Source organism: Koromonas soli, from assembly GCF_059726265.1.
On sequence record NZ_AP040872.1, the window covers coordinates 2,443,381 to 2,461,832 of the forward strand.

Here is an 18,452-nt window from a genome sequence, read left to right on the forward strand (position 1 = left end):
GCTTCGCAACAGTTCACGAGGATGGCAGATGAAGATCAAGCGAGTTTCCTTTTCCAATATCACGCGAACATCGGCGGTCGTGCTCGGCTCGTCGCTCGCCGCATTCGCACAGAGCGCGGGCGGTTCTCCCTGGGAGAATGCGGTCAATGTCCTGAAGCAATCCATGACCGGCCCGATCGCCACAGGCTTGAGCCTCGTGGCGATCGTGATTGGCGGTCTGACGTTCGCCTATGGCGAAGGCCATTCAAAACGGGCCTTGGCGGGCATCGTCTTCGGAGTCGGCATGGCCATCGGCGCGGCTAACTTCATGGCGTGGATGTTCCCCTAATCCGCGAGGGGATTCGCATGCTGGTGCGGCGCACGAACCGGGTTCACAAGTCGATGAACCGGCCATTGACGCTGCTGGGAGCGGAGCGGCGCTTGTTCTTCACCGCCCTGATCGCAGCAGCCGGAGTATTCAACCTTCTGCACAGTCTGTTGGGAGCATTGGTTCTGTTCATCATCGGTCTGGTCGCAGCGCAATGGGCCACGCGGTATGACACCGAGATTCTGCGAGTGCTGCTGAACTCTTCGAAGTTCCGCGCACTCTACGATCCGGGCAAGTATTCGGCGGAGAAGATCGAGATTCACGATGCTACGTTTGGAACCAATTCGGAAGCCGTTTCTGGAAGCTGGCGCTCTGCATAGGCAGATCAACCTGTTCGGCTTTTGGGACGAGCACACCTTCCTCACCAAGGCTGGCGGTCCCGGCCTGGTATTGAAGGTCGAGGGCATCGATTACGAGAGCCTTGATTCGGCGGCACGCGATTCGTCAGTGAAGCGTCTCGAAGCGGCATTCCGGACTTTGGACGAGCGGACACGCGTCTATCAGATTCTCCAGAAGGAGCCCGCCGATCCAATTCCCGCAGAAGTGGCTTCGAACTCGCTGATCGAGGCCGCCGCGGAACATCGCGCGCGGCATCTCGAACAACGCACGAAAGAGCTCTACAAGCTGAGCGTATATTTCGTGCTTATTCGCGAGAGGTCATCGGGCGCATCCGGCAGGTTCGCAGTGTTGCAGGAGCTTCCCAAGGCTCCGTTCAGCACAATGCGACGCCTCTTCGAGAGCTTCGTATCGGAACAGACCCGCATCCTCATCGGTGAGCAGATTGAGGCGAGCGTGCAGCAATTGCAGCATCGCGCAGCCAGCTTCATGAAGCAACTTGAGGACTTGCTGCAGATCGAGAAGCTCGGCGCAGCGGAGGCGTTCCGCGTCCTCCATCGCTGCCTCAATTTCGACAGCTGGAAGCGCGATGCCGCCCAACTTGTCCGCTCCGATGCTCTGGATTTCCAGTTGTGCGACAGCCAGGTCGAAGGACATCGCGGATATCTGCGAGTCGGCGATCAGTTCGTAAAGGTGCTTACGCTCAAAGAAGCACCGGGTGAAACGTGGCCACTCATTCTCCGCGACCTTCTGGAAGTTCGTGCGACGTTCTCTGTCGTGAGCGAATGGAAGGCCATCGACAACAACAAGGCACGCAAGATCATCCAGAGCCGCAGGCGGCACTTCCATAATTCAAAGACCTCGTTCTTGAGCAACCTCAGCGTTGCCGAACATAAAGGCCCGGCCGATGAGTTGGTCGATGATTCGAAAGAGGCGGCGGTGGCCGATCTTGGTGATTGCCTCACCGCGATCGCCCACGATGGCAAGTACTTCGGCGAGTTCTCGCTCTCGTGCATTCTCTACGGCGACAGCTTGCGTGAGATTGACCGCGCCACACCGGAATTCGTGCGGGCCTTCACCAAGTACGACGGAGCCTTGTTGGAAGAACGCTTCAACCTGCTGAACGCCTTCTTTGCCACTGTTCCCGGCAATTCGGCATTCAATCTTCGCAAGCTATATCTGCTCAACACCAACTATGCCGACCTCTCGTTTCTTTTCACGGTTCATACGGGAGAACAACGCAACCGGCATCTTGGACGAGAGTATCTGGCCGTGCTGGAAACCGATCAGGCGACGCCCTATTTCTTTAATCTCCATCAGCAGGATGTCGCGCATACGTTGATTCTTGGCGCGACCGGTTCGGGCAAATCATTCCTGCTGAACTTCCTAATCCAGAATCTGCAGAAGTACAGCCCACAGACCTACATATTCGACCTTGGCGGAAGCTTCGAGAACCTGACCGGGATGTTTGGAGGATCTTACCTGAACGTCGGATCGTCGAACCAGGACTTCACGATCAATCCGTTCAGCCTGACGCCGGATCAGACGAACCTCAACTTCCTATATGCGTTTTTGAAGGTGCTGATCGAAGGCAGTGGCCGCCACGAGATGAGCGGTACGGAGGAGCGCAATCTCTACACCGCGATCGAGCGCATGTACAAGCTTGATCCGAAGACACGGGTCCTCACCAATTTCGCCGCCATGGTCGGCCCACTTGGCGAGCATCTTTTGCGCTGGACACGCGCTGGGCAGTTCGGTCATGTCTTCGACAACCACGAGGACACGCTTACGCTCAAGCCGTTTCAGACGTTCAATTTCGAAGTCGCCTCGATCTATCCCGATGTACTCGAACCGTTGCTGTTCTACGTCCTGCATCGGGCGAGCAGCCAGATCGAATCGCCGGACAATGCTGGCCAGTTCAAAACGTTCGTGCTGGATGAGGCTTGGATGTTCATTCGAAATCGGACCATTCGTGACTATGTGACCAAAGCGCAGAAGACCTGGCGCAAGAAGAACGCCGCGATGATCTTGGCCACGCAATCTCTTCACGAGTTGGCGCGCTCCGAAATGCTTGAAATCGTTACGGAAAGCTGTCCGACGAAGATCCTGCTTGCGAATCCCGATATTGACGTTCCGCTCTATCGCGACGCATTCCATTTGAACGACACGGAGCTGGAGCTTCTGGCGTCGCTCGTTCCGAAGCGCGACCTGCTGGTGAAGACTCCGCAGGGAGCAAAGAAGCTGCATTTGAGCGTGGACTCGTACTCCTACTGGATGGCGACGAACACGCCCAGAGACAACATCCAACGGCAACAATACTTCCGGCGCTACGGCGTTCAGGAAGGACTGCTGCAGCTTGCTCGCGATCATCCGGTGGAGACGCGGGCGAGCTAACCCAACACACTGAGATTGGCGAACCAACACAGTCCAGACGACCGATAGGAGAACTGCGCTTTGAAAACGATTCTGACCTCAATCCTGTTCATGGCGGTGACAATTGTCGCCAGTGCCCAGAGCACCGCGCGAGTGGTCAAGTACCACGCCAACGACATCATCTCGATCAAGGCGAAGATGCGTTACACGACCATGATTCAGATTCCGCCCACGGAGAAGATTCTCCAGGTTGCTACCGGCGACAAGGACTTCTGGATCATCGATGCCGTGAACAATTTCTGCTTCTTGCATCCGGCGAAGAGCGGTATTCACAGCAACCTCAATCTGATCACCGACAAAGGGAACGTCTACACGTTCACGCTTGATGAAGCCGATTCCAATCCCGATCTGAAGATTGTGATCGAGCCATCGGACGGTGCCGTTCTGACGGCTGCGACAGGGATGCCGCAACTGGTGCCCGCTGCCGAGGTCGAAGGCTACAAGGCGCAGCTGCAACTTGCCCAACTGCGTACCGTTGAAGCCATCGATCAGGTCAAATCCGAGTATCCGACCAAGAACGTCAAGTTCGACTACCAATACAAGAACGACAAGCCCTTCGAGATTGCGGCGATCTATCACGACGAACGCTTTACCTACATCAAGTCCGATGCCGCCGAAAAGTTCACGATCTACGAAGTGAAGGATGACAAGCCAAACCTCGTGGAATTCCAACTGCGGGACGGAACCTACGTTCTGCCGAAAGTCGTGGACCGGGGCTATCTCGAAATTGGCAAGAAGCACATGAACTTCGAGCGGAAGCAGTAGGAAGGCAAGGAGTAAGGCAATGTCCAGCACAGCAGCCAATTTGCCCGAACGGGATGGAACGGTCGCCCAGGTCCAAGATAAGACGCGCCTGCCAGAGGGCGTCATCTCGCGACGCGCGCAACAGTATCTCGTTCTCGGAATCGCGGTCGTGATCGTCCTCGTCGCGCTGTTCTCACGCAACCGCCAGCCGAGAGTGGTAGCCGCTACCCCGGCAAGCGCCACACCGCGGATCCGCGAGGGCAACGAGCGCAAGCTCGCCGACTATCGGGAAGAGTTGGCAGCGCAGCAGCGAGCCGCCGACTCGGCCCATGCACTGCCGCAACTGCCGCCTCCGTCGAATCCTATCTCGGAGAAGAACGGAGGTACGGTGAACGGCACGCGCTCGGGGATCGGCCAAGCGGAGAACCAATCCGCGACGGCCCAGGAGCGTGATCCTATTGCGGATGCCGAGCGCCAGCGCTCGTATACTTCACGCTTCGCGTCGAATCTCGCGTTCTCCACTGCTCCGCAATCACTGAACAAGTCCGAGGAGCTGTCACGGCTAGCATTGGCCGAACCGCGTACCCCATTCCCAATTGCACCGGAGAAGGAGGAGGCGAAGAAGCCTGTCAATGCCAACGTGAACAGCGCAATCGGACAGCCCTATGTACTGTTCGAAGGTACGACGGTCGAGACCGCTCTTGTAAACCGGTTGGACGGTGATTTCTCCGGCCCAGTGAAGGTAATGGTAACCAATCCGGTTTACTCCCACGACCGCCAGCATGTGGTGATTCCGGAGGGGACCAACATCCTCGGGGAGGTTCGGCCGGTTCAGGGCCTCGGCCAGCGAAGACTTGCCGTCGTCTTCCACCGGATGATTATGCCGGACGGCTACAGCGTGGACCTCGACCAGTTCCGCGGGCTGAACCAGCTTGGGGAGACCGGCTTGAAGGACAAGGTTAACAACCACTATCTCCAGATCTTCGGGGTTTCGATTGCCTTGGGGGTGATTGCCGGGGCGGCAGAGGGCTCAGCATCGAACGTCGGGATTTATGCCAGTGGCACGGACGCCTACCGGCAAGGTGCCGCTGCCGGAGTCTCCCAGTCTTCGACGAGAATCCTTGATCGATTCTTGAACATCAATCCTACTCTGACAATTCGTGAAGGACACCGGGTCAAGGTCTACCTGACCAACGACCTGCTGCTGCCCGCCTACGAAAATCACACGGTCCCACCCAACATCTAGGAGACAGACATGAGGATCACGGTGACGTTCATTTTGGGGCTCTTGATGTTCATGGCAGGCTGCAGTTCATCAAAACCCGCGCCCAAACCGCTCAGCGAATACAAGAAATTGACTCCTGAGGAAGCGGCGAAGATCGTCCGCGATGCAGAAGCTCAGCAACCCTGCTCGGAACGGAATCTCGTCAACGCTACTGAAGAACAGAAACGGAAGTGCGATCCGACAAGGGGAATGCTGGACAATATCAAGCCGAAGCAGCCCGTGAAGAAGGTCGCGAACACAACTCAGAAGCAATAACCGTTTAAAAGTCTAATTTGACCGGAGGTGCTCCCATGCGGAGGACAACAGTAGCCCTTGTTTTCTCTTTTTTGACCTTTCTCACCAACATCGCGCATGCGCAGTGGGCGGTGTTCGATTCGACGAACTACGCCAACGCTGTTCGAGAACTGCATCAGGCAGAGCAGCTCTACACAACCGCGAATCAGACACGAGATCAGATCATTCAGGCGTACAACCTGGCACGTTACATGTCACAAATGCCACAGAACCTTGCCCAACGGTATACAGCGCAGTTCTCGACATGGAAAACGCTGACCTCCAACAACAGTTTCGGAAACACGAACCAATGGATATTGGCTGCGAACGGACAATGGAACACCTCGCCTGCCGGATATCAATCTGCTGGAATCACTCTGCAGACGCCTACTCAGTCCGCTCTGTCAGGACTCGACGACAGATCACAATCGCTCGTGAAGGCTCAATACGCCAGTGCGGAATTGGGCGACGGCGTTTCGACTAATCAACTTGCAACCGTTAGCGAAGTTCGCGCAAGATCTGTTGCCCTGAATCAGCAGCTCGACAATCTCACCAGAGATTCGTACTCCACAGACCCTTCGCAGCAGTCAGAAATGGCAGTGCTCGGCAAGATCAACGCCGCAACGCTCATGCAACTGCGCTCACAGCAAGACACTAACCAGATCCTTGCAACGAGTGCGCTTCAACAGCTGATTGCGGCCAAGGAACTGTCGGACCGCCAGAAGCGGGCACTCAATTCCGCGCTGTATTTTCAACAGAACTTCCGGGATTCCAACAGCAAAGTCACTTCAGGGATGACCCGCAGTATCGAGTCCATTTCGTTCGACACGCATTGAGCTGATGTTGTGAGCTACGCCAAGGGAGGGTTGCGCAAGTGGAGCAAACGAACGTATTTCAGTTCATCAACAACTCAATATCTGATTTGTTGACCAACAAACTCGGCTTCCTTGAATCGTCTGGGTTGAATCTTTTCCGAAGCCTCGCGGTCATCATGATCGCCTGGTTCGGAATCAAAGCTGCCCTTTCGAGTTCACAAGGAGGCGGCGGATTCAATTTCGCAAAGTTTGCAGATCTGTTGCTTTTGATCGCCGTTGGCTTTGCGATGATGACCTACTACACCGCGCCACTCCCCGGCATGAATAACAGCTTCAGTGAACTGGTTACGAGGGAAGCGAGTTATGTTTCAGCACAAATTGGTGGAAACCAAGCCGAACTCATCAGCACGGCGATATCCAGTGCCGAAGAACAGCTTGGAAGTCCTCCGGGTGTGTTCAGCTTCCATGAGGAATTGACATACTTCTTTGTCTACACGGTTCTTGCAATCACGGAGGGTGTTGCCATCGCCGTAATTGCGTATGGGTTCATCGCGACTGCAGTTTGCGTTCTGGTGGGTCCGTTGTTCATACCGTTCTTCATAGTTGGAAAGCTCGACTGGCTTTTCTGGGGATGGTTCAGGGCTTTTCTGGGGTTCGCCCTCTACCAAGTCGTAGCAAATGCCTTCATATACATAGTCGCGAAAGTCTTGCTCGGATTACTCGCCGTCATCGGGCCAGTCACGATCTCAAACGCTTACGTTCTCATGCCCGCGCTCGTAGTGACGTTAGCTGTGTGCGTCTACGGGCTGGTAAAGATTCCCGAACTTACAAGCGCAATTGTCAGCGGACGCGTGGGGATCTCCGCGTCTCCGTTGGGGTAATCCATGAGCGAATCGAAAGTCTTGATATCCGGTCGTGCCGACGCCTTGAAGTCGATTGGCCGAGAGAAATTCCTAGAGGCGTACGCCGAGCCGGTGGTGCTCAACTCCTATCTCAGGGTTGCCGTCTTGGTTCTGGCGATCGCCGTCCTTGCTTTGGCATACGTTGCGATCCGCACCAACCAGTCGATGCGGGCGGTGAAGCCGCTTGTAGTTCGCATCAACGACGTCGGAAGGGCCGAGGTGGTCAACTATGAAGTGTTCGCGTATCAGCCGCAGGAAGCTGACAACCGCTACTTCCTGTCGCAGTGGGCGCAGCTCTTCTACGGGCGCAACCGTTTCACTGTCCAAAAAGACTTCACCAAGTCGTTGCAGTTCCTCAACGGCGACATTCAGAGCGCGGTCATCGAGCAGAGCAAGAAATCGAAGACCATGGAGACGTTTCTGACAGATCCATCCGCACCAAACATCGACGTGGAAATCAAGAACGTCGCTATCGAGGACCTTCGCAAGGCGCCCTACCGGGCTCGAATCGAGTTCCTGAAGATCTATTCCAGCCCCGTCGATCATGCCGAACTGAAGCGTGAGCGGTGGACCGCGAACGTCGTGTACGCCTTTCGCGATCAGGTGCCAAATGACATGCTGCTCATCAATCCTCTGGGATTGACTATCACCTATTTCCGACAGGATCAGGCGTTCGAGGCGGAGGCCAAATGATCGCCAATGCCCTCCTGGTCGCGACGGCGATTCTGCTAGCTCTCCTGTTCCTCGTGATGGGACAGCTGCGCTTCCTGATTCCGTGGCGAGACTACATCGTGCGCCAGTATTGGCCGGCAATGAGTCTGTATTGCGCCATGCTCTTCGTCAACATCACCGCCGTGGTCGTCGTGCTGCAACGGAAGTTCCTGCTGAAGGATTCTGGACAAAAGCTTGTCCACTTCGACAAACAGATTCACACCGGTCAGAACGCATTGTCTGACGAGATTCGCGGGATTGCTCCCGAGGAGGATTGAGATGTCGCGCACCGATGAGTTTGGATTGAATTCACCACACCCAGGGGAGAAGCCGGAAACACGGACTTCACACGAACGAACTGCCGAGATTACGGACCGGCTTGGTCTCACCCGCGAAGCAGCGCACCGGGAGATGGAGCGTTTCCGTGGCCTCGCCGAGTACGAGGTTCGAAAGATCTTCGGCCAGCGCAGCGCCTTGCGTGAACCGGTTACACCAGAGCCCAAGCGGAAGAAGAACAACCGGGCGTCGCAGACCGAGCAATACCGTGCGGAGCGCTCCAGTACCCCCAAAGATGAAAGCCGTCGCGACACTGACCGTCAGCAGAAGTTGGCGCTGGAGTAGTGGATGGACAATCGCAGAGACATCAATCGGCCGGACATTCGACGGGTACAGATTGGAGCCGAAGAGGCGGCACTAAATGGAAACGCCGCTTCGCCGGTTCCACCGACGCTGGAGCAGCAGATGGAGCAGCTTCGGAATCAGCCTCGCCGCGAGGTCTTCAATCCCAGAACGGAGATCAAGAGAACATCCTCAGCAGAAAGTCCTGAAGAGCCAAATAGGAGAATCCCTCGCGACCCCGGACGTCAGTCTCTCCCCCGTCGTCCAAGTCGCGAGCGCGGACCGGAGCAGGCTCCATCTTTGCATCTTCGACCGCAGGAACAATCGATTCTGTCGGATGTTGGCCGCTTTCGAGTGGTCAGTGTCGCCGATCTCGAACGGTCCTTGTATCCCGGCCAAACTCGACAGCTCCAAAACGACCTAGCCTATCTTCGAAATCAGGGGTTGATCGAGACACACACCCTCAACATGCGTCGCGACGGAAAGTCGAGCCGCATCGAGCAGTTCCAGGCGGTAGTGCTCACAAAGGCTGGGCGGGACCTCACACAGCGGATCTGCGAACTTCCCTCAGACCAACGGCTCTATCACGGCATGGTTAAGCACCGCGACGCTGAACACGACAGCCAGATCTACCGGGCGTATCAGAAGGAGCTTCCTGCCATTGTTGAACAAGGCGGCAAGAACGTACGGGTCCGACTGGATTTTGAATTGAAGTCTGAATTCAACCGCCGTGTTTATCAGCAGGGAAAGCAAGATCCCGAAGCTGAACTCTCAACGCTGAAGCATCAAGTTGCCGCCGAAATGCAGCTCCCAATGCACAACGACCGGGTGGTTGTCCCCGATGCGCGCATCGAGTACGACCGCGCGGACGGCATGGCAGGCCGTGTTGAGATCGAAGTCGTGACCGCTGCCTATCGTCATGGTCACGTTGCAACCAAAGCTCAGGCTGGATTCAAGCTCTACATGTCGAACGGTGACATAGGCCGACTGGGTGGAGCGGTCGCCGACGATCACGACCTCATGTCCGAGGTGTTGAGCCTGTGATTTACGACGACAAGATTCAGGATCTGATCCGGATGGGATACACAGCTAGGGAAGCTGCTTTTCTCGTGCTCGTATGCCGGGTCTCCGGCTACTTCACGCGCGCACAATTCAATGCTTTCGTACGCAGAGAGTCTGGCGGATTGGCGCAACAGCTGATTGACCGGGCAATCCAGAAAGAGCACGTCCGCGTGATCGAGTGCAGCCGTAATTGGCATATCTACCATGTCAAGGCGCCGGTCATTTATCTCTGCGTTGAAGGTTCTGATTCGACCAGCCGACGACTCAAGGGCGACGAAGAGATTCGTCGGAGACTGCTGGTGCTTGAGTCCTGCATTCGGCGAACTGGCTCCAAGATTCTTGCCACTGAAGACGAAAGGGCTCGCTTCTTCTGCGAGCTCGACATTCCCCGAGAGAAGATTCCTTGGCCATGGAACTCTGCTAAGAGCGCTGCTCGTGAAACAAGTAATGCTTCGCGGCGACTACCAGTCCTAGTCACCCAGCAGAAGGCTTCGATTTCCAAGATCACGTTCATTTATGCCGACCCTGGATTCGGCTCTACAACTCCGTTCGAGCGTTATCTCCATACTCTTATGCCGCTCTTCATGTCCCTTCAGTCTGCTGAGCTTGTATATGCCTGCGAGCCTGGATCGAGCGCTCGCACAGCGGAAGCAGTTTTCGAGAAAACCCTCCGCACTACTCTCCCTGGAAACTCACGAGAACTGTTTGCGCTGGGCGTCGAGCACTTCATTTCCTTTCTCGAAGCTGAACGGCGGTGGACGGAAAACGCCTCTGATCTTTCAACCGAGGACGTGCGACTTCTGAACGAGGGCGAGCCTCTGTATACCGCCCCGTTGCACTCCGAACTCCGATCAGCGAATACAAAAGGCACTGAGATTTTGCTGCGGAGGTTGGCGGAAGTGGGCATTGCATCAAAGTCTCGCTTTGCATTTGTGCCGGAAGTGGTTCAACTGCCTCGAACATTGGAGCGCGACAGAAAGAAACGAAATGCACGAGTTTCACAACTCAGCATGCCGCTCAGTGCGTGAATCAGGTTGAGGCATTGGATGTGGTGGAGAGCAAAGATGTTATGCCGATCAACATGGCCACACAGAAAACGCGAAACAGGCCGGAACGACCCCGATTTCGCTTGGCTCAACCGCTCGCACGAGGATTCGTGCTGGTCGTTCCGGCCCGTTTCGCAAGTAGTCGAGAAATGAGCACTGCAATACCGAACCAATGGGACGTCAGAAGGAGATGGAAATGACAAGACTAAAAATTGTACGTAATAACCGAGATGAACGCAGACAGCTGCTGCAAGCCAAACTCAGCACATCGCTGATCGATGACATCAATTTGATGTGCAAATGGTCAGGCAATGAAAAGAGCTATGTGATTGGTGAACTCTTGCGCTATGCCTTGGCAATGGAGCCGGATTTTCAGGCATACAAACAGTCTCTGCAAACGAGCGGAACGACGGCTATTAAGAGGGACGCGGGCACGGAAAAGCCGGCCGCAACACCGACGCCTTTGGCGAAGTAGTCGGGGAAGCACGGGAGCCACAGATGCAGCGTGAAACTTCGTCCCTCCAGCGAACACTGCACTCGGTATTCGTCGAGCAACGTTTGTTCACGTGCGCCGTGCTGAGTGCCTCCATTGGAACCGCATGGCTGATCGGATGGCCATTTCCAACGGATAACGTGTTCTTGCTCCACATCCAGGCGATGCGGCCGGCAATCTACAACTTTTTGCTCTGGAGCTACCAGGTGCTCGCCTTCGCGACACCGTTTGTCCTGCTCTCGGCATTGGCATCGTTTCTCTTCGTGCATTGGTTCCAGCCGCGAGCATTGGAGAATGCTGGACAGCTTCCACCCTACCCGGCGATCAGAGAACGACAACATCTCACCGCCATACTCGGCGAAGTCCATCACCAGACCGTCATCAAGCCTGCCACCAATCCTCTTTGGCTGACCGTACCTGAACAGGGACTTTATACGGGTATTGCGATCTTCGGCTCTATCGGTTCCGGCAAAACACAAGCTGCCATACTTCCGCTCATGCGGCAGCTATTTGGCTACAAGGCTTCGAGCCATACCGAAAAGCTGTCCGGTCTTGTGCTGGAAGTAAAGGGCGACCTGTGCAGGCGGCTGCGCGGAATACTTCTCCAATGTGGGCGTGAAGATGATTACGTCGAGATCGGGTTCAACACCAATTGGCGTTACAACCCATTGCACAATGATCTGGATGCGTATGCTCTCGCGTACAACATCGCATCGCTGCTCACCAATATCTGGGGACGGGGCAAAGAGCCATTTTGGCAGCAGTCCTACACGGACCTGGTGAAGTACATCATCATTCTCCACAAAGTGAAGAACGATTACGTGACGCTGTTCGATGTCTATGCAACCGCAATCAGTCCCGCACTGTTTGAGGAGTTGCTAATCGAAACTGGTGCCAAGTTCAAGTCGCCATCGTGGGTGTCCATTCAGCGCGATGATTATCGACGCTTCGAGTCCCACTTGAGCCGCTATGGATTCCAGTTCGATCGTGAGCTGGGTGTGTTCATGTCGAAGCTAACGCGAGAATTGGAGCAGGCCATCGCCACGGAAACTGATATCGAAGCAACGGTCTATGAACCAGTTCCTATAGACGGCATCAAGCGTCAACTGTTCGAAGCCGTTGACCGTTGGTATTGGGAGCATTGGAAGCACCTGCGCCCGGATATCAAGACCTCGGTTGTCCAAGGCATCGCCGTCTTCCTCTCGTTATTCGATACCGACCCCATTGTGAAGCGCATCTTCTGTCCTCCCAAGGAACTCTACGAAGGCAAACGCTGTGCCGATGATCCGGATGGAGTTGTCATGCCGCCGTTCAGCGATTTGATCGAAGAGGGTAAGGTATGCGGCTTGAACTTCCCGGTCGCGCTGAATCCCGGTGTTGCCAAAGCAGTAGGAACAATGATGAAGCAGGACTTTCAGCGTGCTGTGCTGCTACGCATCCCGAAGATGGAGGAGCATCCTGAACAATACTTCCGTCCTACCGTCTTCATGTGCGACGAATACCAAACCTATGCGACCGTCGGCGCCAGCGATCCGAATGGAGACGAGCGCTTCCTTAGCCTATCGCGCCAGCCGAAGTGCATCCCGATCATTGCAACGCAGAGCGTGAACTCCATAAAGGAAGCACTGCCCGGAAGCGGATACAAAACGCTACTCCAGGCATTCCGAACGAAGGTGTTCCTCACTACCTCCGATCCTGAAACAGCGCGTTACGCCTCGGAGCTTTGCGGCAAGGTGGATAAGACTCGGATTAATTACAGCATCTCCGAGAGCAGCAGTGATGCGCACGTGGGTTTGCTCAGCGGAAAGGCATCCTCGAATCGTGCCTCGGTCTCAGCATCGAAAAGCTATCAGCGACAGAAAGAAGCATTGTTCGACGACAAGGTTTTCTATCAGCTCAAGAACGCACAGGCCGTGGCTGTGGCCTATGACGGCATCAATCCACTGCCGCCGACCTATCTCTTCCTCAAGCCTGACTTCATGCCCACTGAACTGACATGGTTTGAGCAAAACGAGAGCGGGTTTGATCCGCAACATGCGTCTGGAGTCGCAGCATGAGCTTCGAGCTGATCATTCCGTTTCTTCGTCCCATCGAGTCGCTATTCGCAGATGATGAGATCAGCGAGATCATGTGCAATCCGGATTCGACTTGCTGGATCGAGCGCGAAGGCATCGTAACGCGATGGCAGGACAGAAAATTCGCCACTGGAGAACTTCACGCAGGGCTGGAGGTGATCGCCAATCGCTTTGGCAAGCAGTTGGACGCGAGCCACCCAATCCTGAACGTACGGTTGCCAGATGGGAGCCGACTATCGGCAATCATTCCGCCGGTAGTTGGACCGGAGCCGTTGTTGAACATTCGCAAGTTCGGGAAGCGCCAATTCTCATTAGATGACTTGGTACGATGTGGCACCGTAACCTCGGACATCGCCGATACACTCCGCAAGTCCATCGTTGCACGCAAGAACATCCTTATCTCGGGCGCAACTGGAACGGGCAAGACCACCCTGCTCAACGCCATTGCCAACGAAATACCGGACGAGGAACGGATCTTCATGATCGAAGACACAGCGGAAATTCGACTGAACAAGCCGCACGTCATCTCGTCGGAGTCGCAATCCGATACCCACAAGCAAGAAGTGTCGTTTGACACCCTGCTGAAAGCCGCACTACGCCACCGCCCCGATCGCATCATCCTTGGCGAAATACGTGGACCAGAGGCGAGGACATTGCTTGATGCCATGAACACCGGCCACGACGGTACACTGACCACGATTCATGCCAGCAGCCCGGAAGGCGCACTGAACAGAATTGCAGCGCTTGCGATGAGGTCAAGCGGACAAGTCAGCGCTATGCATACCCAGGAAGAGGTACGGCGCAGTATCGATGTCGCCGTGCAAATCGAGCGTAGGCACGGACGGCGCATCGTTACCCAAGTCTTACAATCCTCTATCTAGTTCTGCGCACGGAGCTGAGCAGTACTGTGGCATACAGGCTGAAATCGGATATCTTGCCAACATGCGCGACAATTTTCTCAAGGTCGTCCGACCTCTCGAAACCGATTACACGCCTTACGGCAAGGCAGAGCGCGACGGCTCCGATTGCTCGTCAGGGTGTCGCCACTTCGCACCACTGGCTGGCGAGTTTGGAGAGGACTGGGGAGTTTGCAGCAATCCGAATTCGCCACGGGCTGGGTTGCTTACGTATGAGCATCAGGGATGCGCCGCGTTTGAACCGATCGTGCTCGATCGAACGCTCACCGATGCACAGCTCAGAAGCCTGATCGGAGAAGCAAGCGAGATCCTGAATGATCGTCGTGGCAAACGTTTTGATCCGCATGCGCGAGACTCGTTAGCCTTGCCCAATAAAGAAGGCGAGTTCTCCTATGACGTGAGGACGTTGTATCTCACGCGTCTGAAGGGACACTTTCCTCGAATCTTCCGGTTGGAGCCGCACGCTCGTGGGTTCGTCGCCATTCCTCTGCGGACCAACTCGCCCGGAAAAGACTATTCCATCATCAGGGGGCGTTACTCTGCAAAGAATGGCGAGGTGTTCAAGATCGTCCGCGAAAGTGGCGAATACTCGTATCAGGTTCCTTTCAACGGCGAACTCCATAATCTCAAGCAGTATGGACATTTGCCGCACGTCGGACTTTCTGCGCTCGAAGCGCTCAGGAGCTTTCTGGAAAACGTAGAAAAGGAAGTGTTCGAGAAGATCAGTCAGGGTGCAGATTCATCGCTGGCGTACGCCAAGGGAGAACTCGAGCGAACCCGGGATAACATCCAGCGCTGGTCGAACCGCGAATTCCTGGCTCATGAGGTTCCGAAGAATGCGCAGGAATTGCGGGAAATGTTTGATGCCGAAGAGAAGTATCTCGCGGATCTTCCAACCCGGATCACAGATGCCACGGCACTCATTGAATGGCTGAAGGGGATCGATCGCTCCAATCCGACGCTTCATTCTGTTCCGCCACCGCTACCAAAGCGCACCACAAGGAGGTAAGTCCTTCCGCCGGGTCGAGATGGTCGGCGCGTGGAGGATCACAACTCAGGGTCGTGTTCGGAATCCACGGAAGACGCGTGTTCCGGACAACGCGTCTGAATCCAGCCACCACGATTTGGCTTTCCCGGTTTTCCGCACTCCTCACAAGTACTGAAAGAGTCTCGTTCTGCGTCGGCGATCACATCCAAAATGGCGTCGCTTGCAAGATTCGGATAGAAGCGAAGTCCGCCGTACTTTTCCTTGACCTGAACGATCTCGAACTTCTCGCCCGTCTCTTCCTCAAACTGTTTCGCGAGTGGTTCCAGTCGTTCGCACAGGTTCCAGACGATCTCGAACCAGCCATCACCGTGCTCAAAGCCAAAAGGCATGAGCGTGTGCTGGATCGATCCATGAACGTCGAACCACGATGGCCAACGCTCGACAATTCGCTGCTCTAGTTCTCGTCTCATTGATACTTGACTTCGCAAATTTAACCGGCCATTGCGACGGAGAGGCATGGGTGCCAGTATCTTCTATTTCTGATGCCAGGGACCTGCTGGTGGCCATCTCATTGAGACCTCGGCGCCCATCGCGATTGCAGTTACGACTGGCATCAGAAAGGTTCTCAGGGCTGCGATCACGTTCTCAAGTTCGATCGGCTGGATGTAGCTTTTATTCTTGTTGACGAATGCTCTCCACTGCGTCTGTTTTGCGGGATCGCGTGAGAAATCTTCAGTCAAAACTAGCGGAATACTGCCTGGCCGGGGAGGAGCCGTTCGCCTCCGCTGGAAGGTGTTTGCGATTGCCTTCTGGAGTGTCGTTCCCTCGAATGGAAACTCGCGCTGCAAGATGAAGATGTCATACAGATCTTTCATCCTGCTGTTGGCGATGCCGAGTTTCACCATGGCCTCGAACTTCTCGGCAATAGACGTTTCCATGGGATATGCCAATAGCTTCGGGCGAGGCAATTCGAGCATAGTGGGATACTCGGCAGGTAGCGCTTTGGGCGTCACCGCATCCCCGAAGCCGATGTCAATCTGCACCGGCAGTTTAGCGTTGCCGAGACTGCCAGTGAACGTGACACGAATACCTTGATACTCGTCCTGTTCCTTAATTCGTTCGGCTACCACCGTCGCGCCGTCGAACTGACATCCGTCATCTATGGGTACTTCTAGGCTGCAGACATCTTGGAAGATCCGGACAAATCTTTCCGGAGCAGCATCGCCGTGGGCGAGGAAGTCCGCGTCGCGCGTCGGACGGTAGCGCTGAGCGGTCCAAAGCTCAAAGAGCAATGCGCCTTTAAGAACGAAGGTTTCGCAGTGCCTGGATATTGAGAGTCGGTAGAGCAGGCGTTCGAGACCATACTTCGTCAGAGTGAGGGTGAAATCCTCGGCACGTTCTTTGGACAGGTTGAGGAGGCGCTGATGAATCGATGCGATGACGTTCTTGATCTCAGCCATCAGAGGCTCTCCAAGTACGGTCGCATGACATTGGCGACGCGGCAGACCTTAGCTGCAGCCCAGATATCGTCCATTGAGGCTTTCTTTTTACGATGAGTGTCTCGCAGTGCCTCAAGTGCGATGTCGATTCCGATCTTGTTGCGGAACTTGAAACAGTCCGCGACTGTCTTGGCGGGACTGAAGATATGCACCTGTTGCCCTTCGATCCGGTGTTCCTCAACTCCAAACTCAAGTGCCTTGGAAGAAAGCCGGACAAGGCGAACCGGCGGATAGCCTTGTTTCGGAGCCCATGCTTTGATACCCAGCGCAACCCAGACCTCGTGCGGGCTTTGGGTCGTAATCTGATGGTAGCGCAGAGCCGAAAGAAGGCAGATCACACCCTTTGGGATCTTCTGGCTCACTTCGATCAGGCTCTGGTGTTCGGAGACTTCGGCATCGCTCGGAGCATAAAGTCCTCGCTGCAGTTTGCGAAGCACTCCCTCATGCACAAGTCGGCCAAGATAGTTCCGTGGGATCCCGAGCTCATCGAGGTCTCGCGGCCTAAGCATGCCTCTACGTCTGGCAAGAGACTTGAGCACTTCCGCTTTTGTTTGAGCCTTTTCAGTCATGTACCAAATCCTCGGTAATTATACATAACTACCGAGAAAATGAAACATTTGACAGCTCCCGCCTGCTTGGTTGGGCGGCGACTACTTCTGCAAAGAAGGCGTTCGATCACGCGAATCTCAAGATTTCGCGGACGTCCATGACCGCACAAACGTCGTGCTCAGAAACCCAGCCCTCTAACCACCTGCAAACACGCTTATTCATGCGGCGACCGATCCTCCATCTGTCGTCAGCGTGCTGCCGAGGCGTTTCAGCGATGAGAGAAATGCCTCTAATTGCGGGGTCTTTCGGCGTCTCAAGTGCGCCACACCAGTGTGCAGTGTCAAGGGATTGCCCTTGATCGGCCGAAGCACGACGCCCGAACAGACGAACGGAGTGAAGCACTTCCGGATAAATGTGTATCCCGCGCCATCCGCTACAAGGCACAATGCCTCCGGAAATGTTGTGACCTCGTGCGCGATATTGGGCTTCAGTCCCGCACGTTTGCAACTGTCCGACAGTTGCTGAAAGACCTCGGGATGGAGGTTCTGCGGGAACGATACCACTGGCAAATCTTGGAGATCGGCGAGTGCCACTGCGCGATGACGAAGAAGCGCGTGCCCATCGGGAAGAGCAACGTATAGTGACTCCGCCAGTACCGGTTCGATCACAAGCTCGTTGTCGATCACAGGGAGGATGACCAATGCCGCGTCAATTCTGCCCTCGTGTAGCTTCGATAGTTGCTTCCGCGTGAAGTAGCTCTTCGTCGAAAGGGTGAACTTTGGAGTCGTCGTTCCCGATAAGGAGCGAACGGAAGCGATCAGATCGGGATTCACGTATGGGGAATAGCCAATCTGGAGGTGCGTGGAATGACGCACGAAACGAACGACCTTGGCCGCTTCTTCGCTATGCTGCAGAGCCTTGCGCCCTTGCTCGACAAAGAGCGTGCCCGCCTCAGTCAGACTCACATCGCGCTTAGTGCGTTCGAATAGTCTGGTCTCAAGTTCCTCTTCAAGTTCAATGATCTGCTTGCTCAATGTCGGCTGGGAAACATGCAGCCTACGAGCGGCCTTTACAAAGCTCAACTCCTCTGCAACTGCCACGACATACCGTAGCAATCGCAACTCTATTCCTGGGTACATGTCTTTCTTTCGCTCCCACTATTAATTAGTGCCTATCGGAAGAATGGCGAGAGCGGATTGGGAGAGTGATGCTGCTTCAGGTACACGGGTTGGCGAGAGACATTCTTCTTGGGCGGAAAATTTTGCAAAGATTACCGGCAGTGCCAAACCGTTCCAATGGACTCCCTTGACCGCCAGCCGCTGAATGGTAGGTATTCAAC

At 55.2% G+C, this 18,452-nt stretch carries 21 protein-coding genes; 17 read left to right on the forward strand and 4 right to left on the reverse strand.

From position 1 onward, the window contains the following. The first annotated feature begins 28 nt into the window (after window positions 1-28). The 17 genes from AC6IY8_RS10635 to AC6IY8_RS10715 all read left to right on the forward strand — a co-directional run bounded on the left by AC6IY8_RS10635 (window position 29) and on the right by AC6IY8_RS10715 (window position 15,086). Window positions 29-328 carry a TrbC/VirB2 family type IV secretion system protein gene (locus AC6IY8_RS10635; protein ID WP_497774426.1) on the forward strand — a complete coding sequence of 100 codons (300 nt, stop codon included), beginning with the start codon at window positions 29-31 and terminating at the stop codon, window positions 326-328. Next, complete coding sequence (locus AC6IY8_RS10640) at window positions 313-687, forward strand: VirB3 family type IV secretion system protein (RefSeq protein WP_497774427.1); 375 nt, start codon at window positions 313-315, stop codon at window positions 685-687. Before AC6IY8_RS10635 ends, AC6IY8_RS10640 begins: the two co-directional genes overlap by 16 nt. Then, on the forward strand, window positions 632-3,097 hold the full coding sequence (locus tag AC6IY8_RS10645; protein WP_497774428.1) for a VirB4 family type IV secretion system protein: 2,466 nt from the start codon (window positions 632-634) through the stop codon (window positions 3,095-3,097). Before AC6IY8_RS10640 ends, AC6IY8_RS10645 begins: the two co-directional genes overlap by 56 nt. A 60-nt stretch (window positions 3,098-3,157) precedes the next feature. Further along, a complete protein-coding gene (locus AC6IY8_RS10650; RefSeq protein ID WP_497774429.1) occupies window positions 3,158-3,901 on the forward strand; it encodes a TrbG/VirB9 family P-type conjugative transfer protein in 744 nt (247 codons plus the stop codon). Between the two features lie 19 nt (window positions 3,902-3,920). Continuing rightward, window positions 3,921-5,126 carry a TrbI/VirB10 family protein gene (locus AC6IY8_RS10655; RefSeq protein ID WP_497774430.1) on the forward strand — a complete coding sequence of 402 codons (1,206 nt, stop codon included), beginning with the start codon at window positions 3,921-3,923 and terminating at the stop codon, window positions 5,124-5,126. Between the two features lie 9 nt (window positions 5,127-5,135). Continuing rightward, entirely contained in the window at window positions 5,136-5,420 is a 285-nt protein-coding gene (locus AC6IY8_RS10660; RefSeq protein ID WP_497774431.1) for a hypothetical protein, read from the forward strand. A gap of 35 nt (window positions 5,421-5,455) precedes the next feature. After that, entirely contained in the window at window positions 5,456-6,274 is an 819-nt protein-coding gene (locus AC6IY8_RS10665) for a TrbJ/VirB5 family protein (RefSeq protein ID WP_497774432.1), read from the forward strand. Between the two features lie 38 nt (window positions 6,275-6,312). Continuing rightward, on the forward strand, window positions 6,313-7,134 hold the full coding sequence (locus AC6IY8_RS10670) for a type IV secretion system protein (RefSeq protein WP_497774433.1): 822 nt from the start codon (window positions 6,313-6,315) through the stop codon (window positions 7,132-7,134). Between the two features lie 3 nt (window positions 7,135-7,137). Next, window positions 7,138-7,848, forward strand: coding sequence for a VirB8/TrbF family protein (locus AC6IY8_RS10675; RefSeq protein WP_497774434.1), 711 nt, complete (start codon window positions 7,138-7,140; stop codon window positions 7,846-7,848). Then, window positions 7,845-8,144: a hypothetical protein gene (locus AC6IY8_RS10680; RefSeq protein ID WP_497774435.1), complete on the forward strand. Its 300-nt coding sequence runs from the start codon at window positions 7,845-7,847 to the stop codon at window positions 8,142-8,144. The genes AC6IY8_RS10675 and AC6IY8_RS10680 overlap by 4 nt, the downstream gene beginning before the upstream one ends. A 1-nt stretch (window position 8,145) precedes the next feature. Next, window positions 8,146-8,487, forward strand: a complete 342-nt coding sequence (locus AC6IY8_RS10685) for a hypothetical protein (RefSeq protein WP_497774436.1) — start codon at window positions 8,146-8,148, stop codon at window positions 8,485-8,487. A 3-nt stretch (window positions 8,488-8,490) separates the two neighbouring features. Next, a complete protein-coding gene (locus AC6IY8_RS10690) occupies window positions 8,491-9,528 on the forward strand; it encodes a hypothetical protein (RefSeq protein WP_497774437.1) in 1,038 nt (345 codons plus the stop codon). Then, on the forward strand, window positions 9,525-10,574 hold the full coding sequence (locus tag AC6IY8_RS10695) for a hypothetical protein (protein ID WP_497774438.1): 1,050 nt from the start codon (window positions 9,525-9,527) through the stop codon (window positions 10,572-10,574). The genes AC6IY8_RS10690 and AC6IY8_RS10695 overlap by 4 nt, the downstream gene beginning before the upstream one ends. Before the next feature lie 214 nt (window positions 10,575-10,788). Beyond that, the gene (locus AC6IY8_RS10700; protein WP_497774439.1) at window positions 10,789-11,067 is read left to right on the forward strand and encodes a hypothetical protein; all 279 of its coding nucleotides are present in this window, start codon (window positions 10,789-10,791) and stop codon (window positions 11,065-11,067) included. Window positions 11,068-11,090: 23 nt separating this feature from the next. Further along, complete coding sequence (locus AC6IY8_RS10705; RefSeq protein ID WP_497774440.1) at window positions 11,091-13,142, forward strand: type IV secretory system conjugative DNA transfer family protein; 2,052 nt, start codon at window positions 11,091-11,093, stop codon at window positions 13,140-13,142. Next, window positions 13,139-14,041: a TadA family conjugal transfer-associated ATPase gene (locus AC6IY8_RS10710; protein ID WP_497774441.1), complete on the forward strand. Its 903-nt coding sequence runs from the start codon at window positions 13,139-13,141 to the stop codon at window positions 14,039-14,041. The genes AC6IY8_RS10705 and AC6IY8_RS10710 overlap by 4 nt, the downstream gene beginning before the upstream one ends. Window positions 14,042-14,102: 61 nt before the next feature. Next, window positions 14,103-15,086, forward strand: coding sequence for a hypothetical protein (locus tag AC6IY8_RS10715; RefSeq protein ID WP_497774443.1), 984 nt, complete (start codon window positions 14,103-14,105; stop codon window positions 15,084-15,086). 38 nt (window positions 15,087-15,124) lie between these two features. Here the strand turns inward: AC6IY8_RS10715 and AC6IY8_RS10720 are convergent, their stop codons facing one another. From AC6IY8_RS10720 to AC6IY8_RS10735, 4 genes are all read right to left on the reverse strand, one after another. Next, window positions 15,125-15,535 carry a hypothetical protein gene (locus tag AC6IY8_RS10720; RefSeq protein WP_497774444.1) on the reverse strand — a complete coding sequence of 137 codons (411 nt, stop codon included), beginning with the start codon at window positions 15,533-15,535 and terminating at the stop codon, window positions 15,125-15,127. A gap of 63 nt (window positions 15,536-15,598) precedes the next feature. Continuing rightward, entirely contained in the window at window positions 15,599-16,525 is a 927-nt protein-coding gene (locus AC6IY8_RS10725) for a nucleotidyl transferase AbiEii/AbiGii toxin family protein (RefSeq protein WP_497774446.1), read from the reverse strand. Next, window positions 16,525-17,133: a type IV toxin-antitoxin system AbiEi family antitoxin domain-containing protein gene (locus tag AC6IY8_RS10730; protein WP_497774447.1), complete on the reverse strand. Its 609-nt coding sequence runs from the start codon at window positions 17,131-17,133 to the stop codon at window positions 16,525-16,527. The genes AC6IY8_RS10725 and AC6IY8_RS10730 overlap by 1 nt, the downstream gene beginning before the upstream one ends. 198 nt (window positions 17,134-17,331) lie before the next feature. Then, window positions 17,332-18,252, reverse strand: coding sequence for a LysR substrate-binding domain-containing protein (locus tag AC6IY8_RS10735; RefSeq protein ID WP_497774449.1), 921 nt, complete (start codon window positions 18,250-18,252; stop codon window positions 17,332-17,334). Window positions 18,253-18,452 lie beyond the last annotated feature (200 nt).

Excerpts from the sequence above, each read along its gene's own strand:
- AC6IY8_RS10635 (WP_497774426.1), top strand. The coding sequence starts at position 29 with ATGAAGATCAAGCGAGTTTCCTTTTCCAATATCACGCGAACATCGGCG.
- AC6IY8_RS10645 (WP_497774428.1), top strand. The coding sequence starts at position 632 with ATGCTACGTTTGGAACCAATTCGGAAGCCGTTTCTGGAAGCTGGCGCT.
- AC6IY8_RS10655 (WP_497774430.1), top strand. The coding sequence starts at position 3,921 with ATGTCCAGCACAGCAGCCAATTTGCCCGAACGGGATGGAACGGTCGCC.
- AC6IY8_RS10660 (WP_497774431.1), top strand. The coding sequence starts at position 5,136 with ATGAGGATCACGGTGACGTTCATTTTGGGGCTCTTGATGTTCATGGCA.
- AC6IY8_RS10665 (WP_497774432.1), top strand. The coding sequence starts at position 5,456 with ATGCGGAGGACAACAGTAGCCCTTGTTTTCTCTTTTTTGACCTTTCTC.
- AC6IY8_RS10675 (WP_497774434.1), top strand. The coding sequence starts at position 7,138 with ATGAGCGAATCGAAAGTCTTGATATCCGGTCGTGCCGACGCCTTGAAG.
- AC6IY8_RS10680 (WP_497774435.1), top strand. The coding sequence starts at position 7,845 with ATGATCGCCAATGCCCTCCTGGTCGCGACGGCGATTCTGCTAGCTCTC.
- AC6IY8_RS10685 (WP_497774436.1), top strand. The coding sequence starts at position 8,146 with ATGTCGCGCACCGATGAGTTTGGATTGAATTCACCACACCCAGGGGAG.
- AC6IY8_RS10690 (WP_497774437.1), top strand. The coding sequence starts at position 8,491 with ATGGACAATCGCAGAGACATCAATCGGCCGGACATTCGACGGGTACAG.
- AC6IY8_RS10700 (WP_497774439.1), top strand. The coding sequence starts at position 10,789 with ATGACAAGACTAAAAATTGTACGTAATAACCGAGATGAACGCAGACAG.
- AC6IY8_RS10705 (WP_497774440.1), top strand. The coding sequence starts at position 11,091 with ATGCAGCGTGAAACTTCGTCCCTCCAGCGAACACTGCACTCGGTATTC.
- AC6IY8_RS10710 (WP_497774441.1), top strand. The coding sequence starts at position 13,139 with ATGAGCTTCGAGCTGATCATTCCGTTTCTTCGTCCCATCGAGTCGCTA.
- AC6IY8_RS10715 (WP_497774443.1), top strand. The coding sequence starts at position 14,103 with ATGCGCGACAATTTTCTCAAGGTCGTCCGACCTCTCGAAACCGATTAC.
- AC6IY8_RS10720 (WP_497774444.1), bottom strand. The coding sequence starts at position 15,535 with ATGAGACGAGAACTAGAGCAGCGAATTGTCGAGCGTTGGCCATCGTGG.
- AC6IY8_RS10725 (WP_497774446.1), bottom strand. The coding sequence starts at position 16,525 with ATGGCTGAGATCAAGAACGTCATCGCATCGATTCATCAGCGCCTCCTC.
- AC6IY8_RS10730 (WP_497774447.1), bottom strand. The coding sequence starts at position 17,133 with ATGACTGAAAAGGCTCAAACAAAAGCGGAAGTGCTCAAGTCTCTTGCC.
- AC6IY8_RS10735 (WP_497774449.1), bottom strand. The coding sequence starts at position 18,252 with ATGTACCCAGGAATAGAGTTGCGATTGCTACGGTATGTCGTGGCAGTT.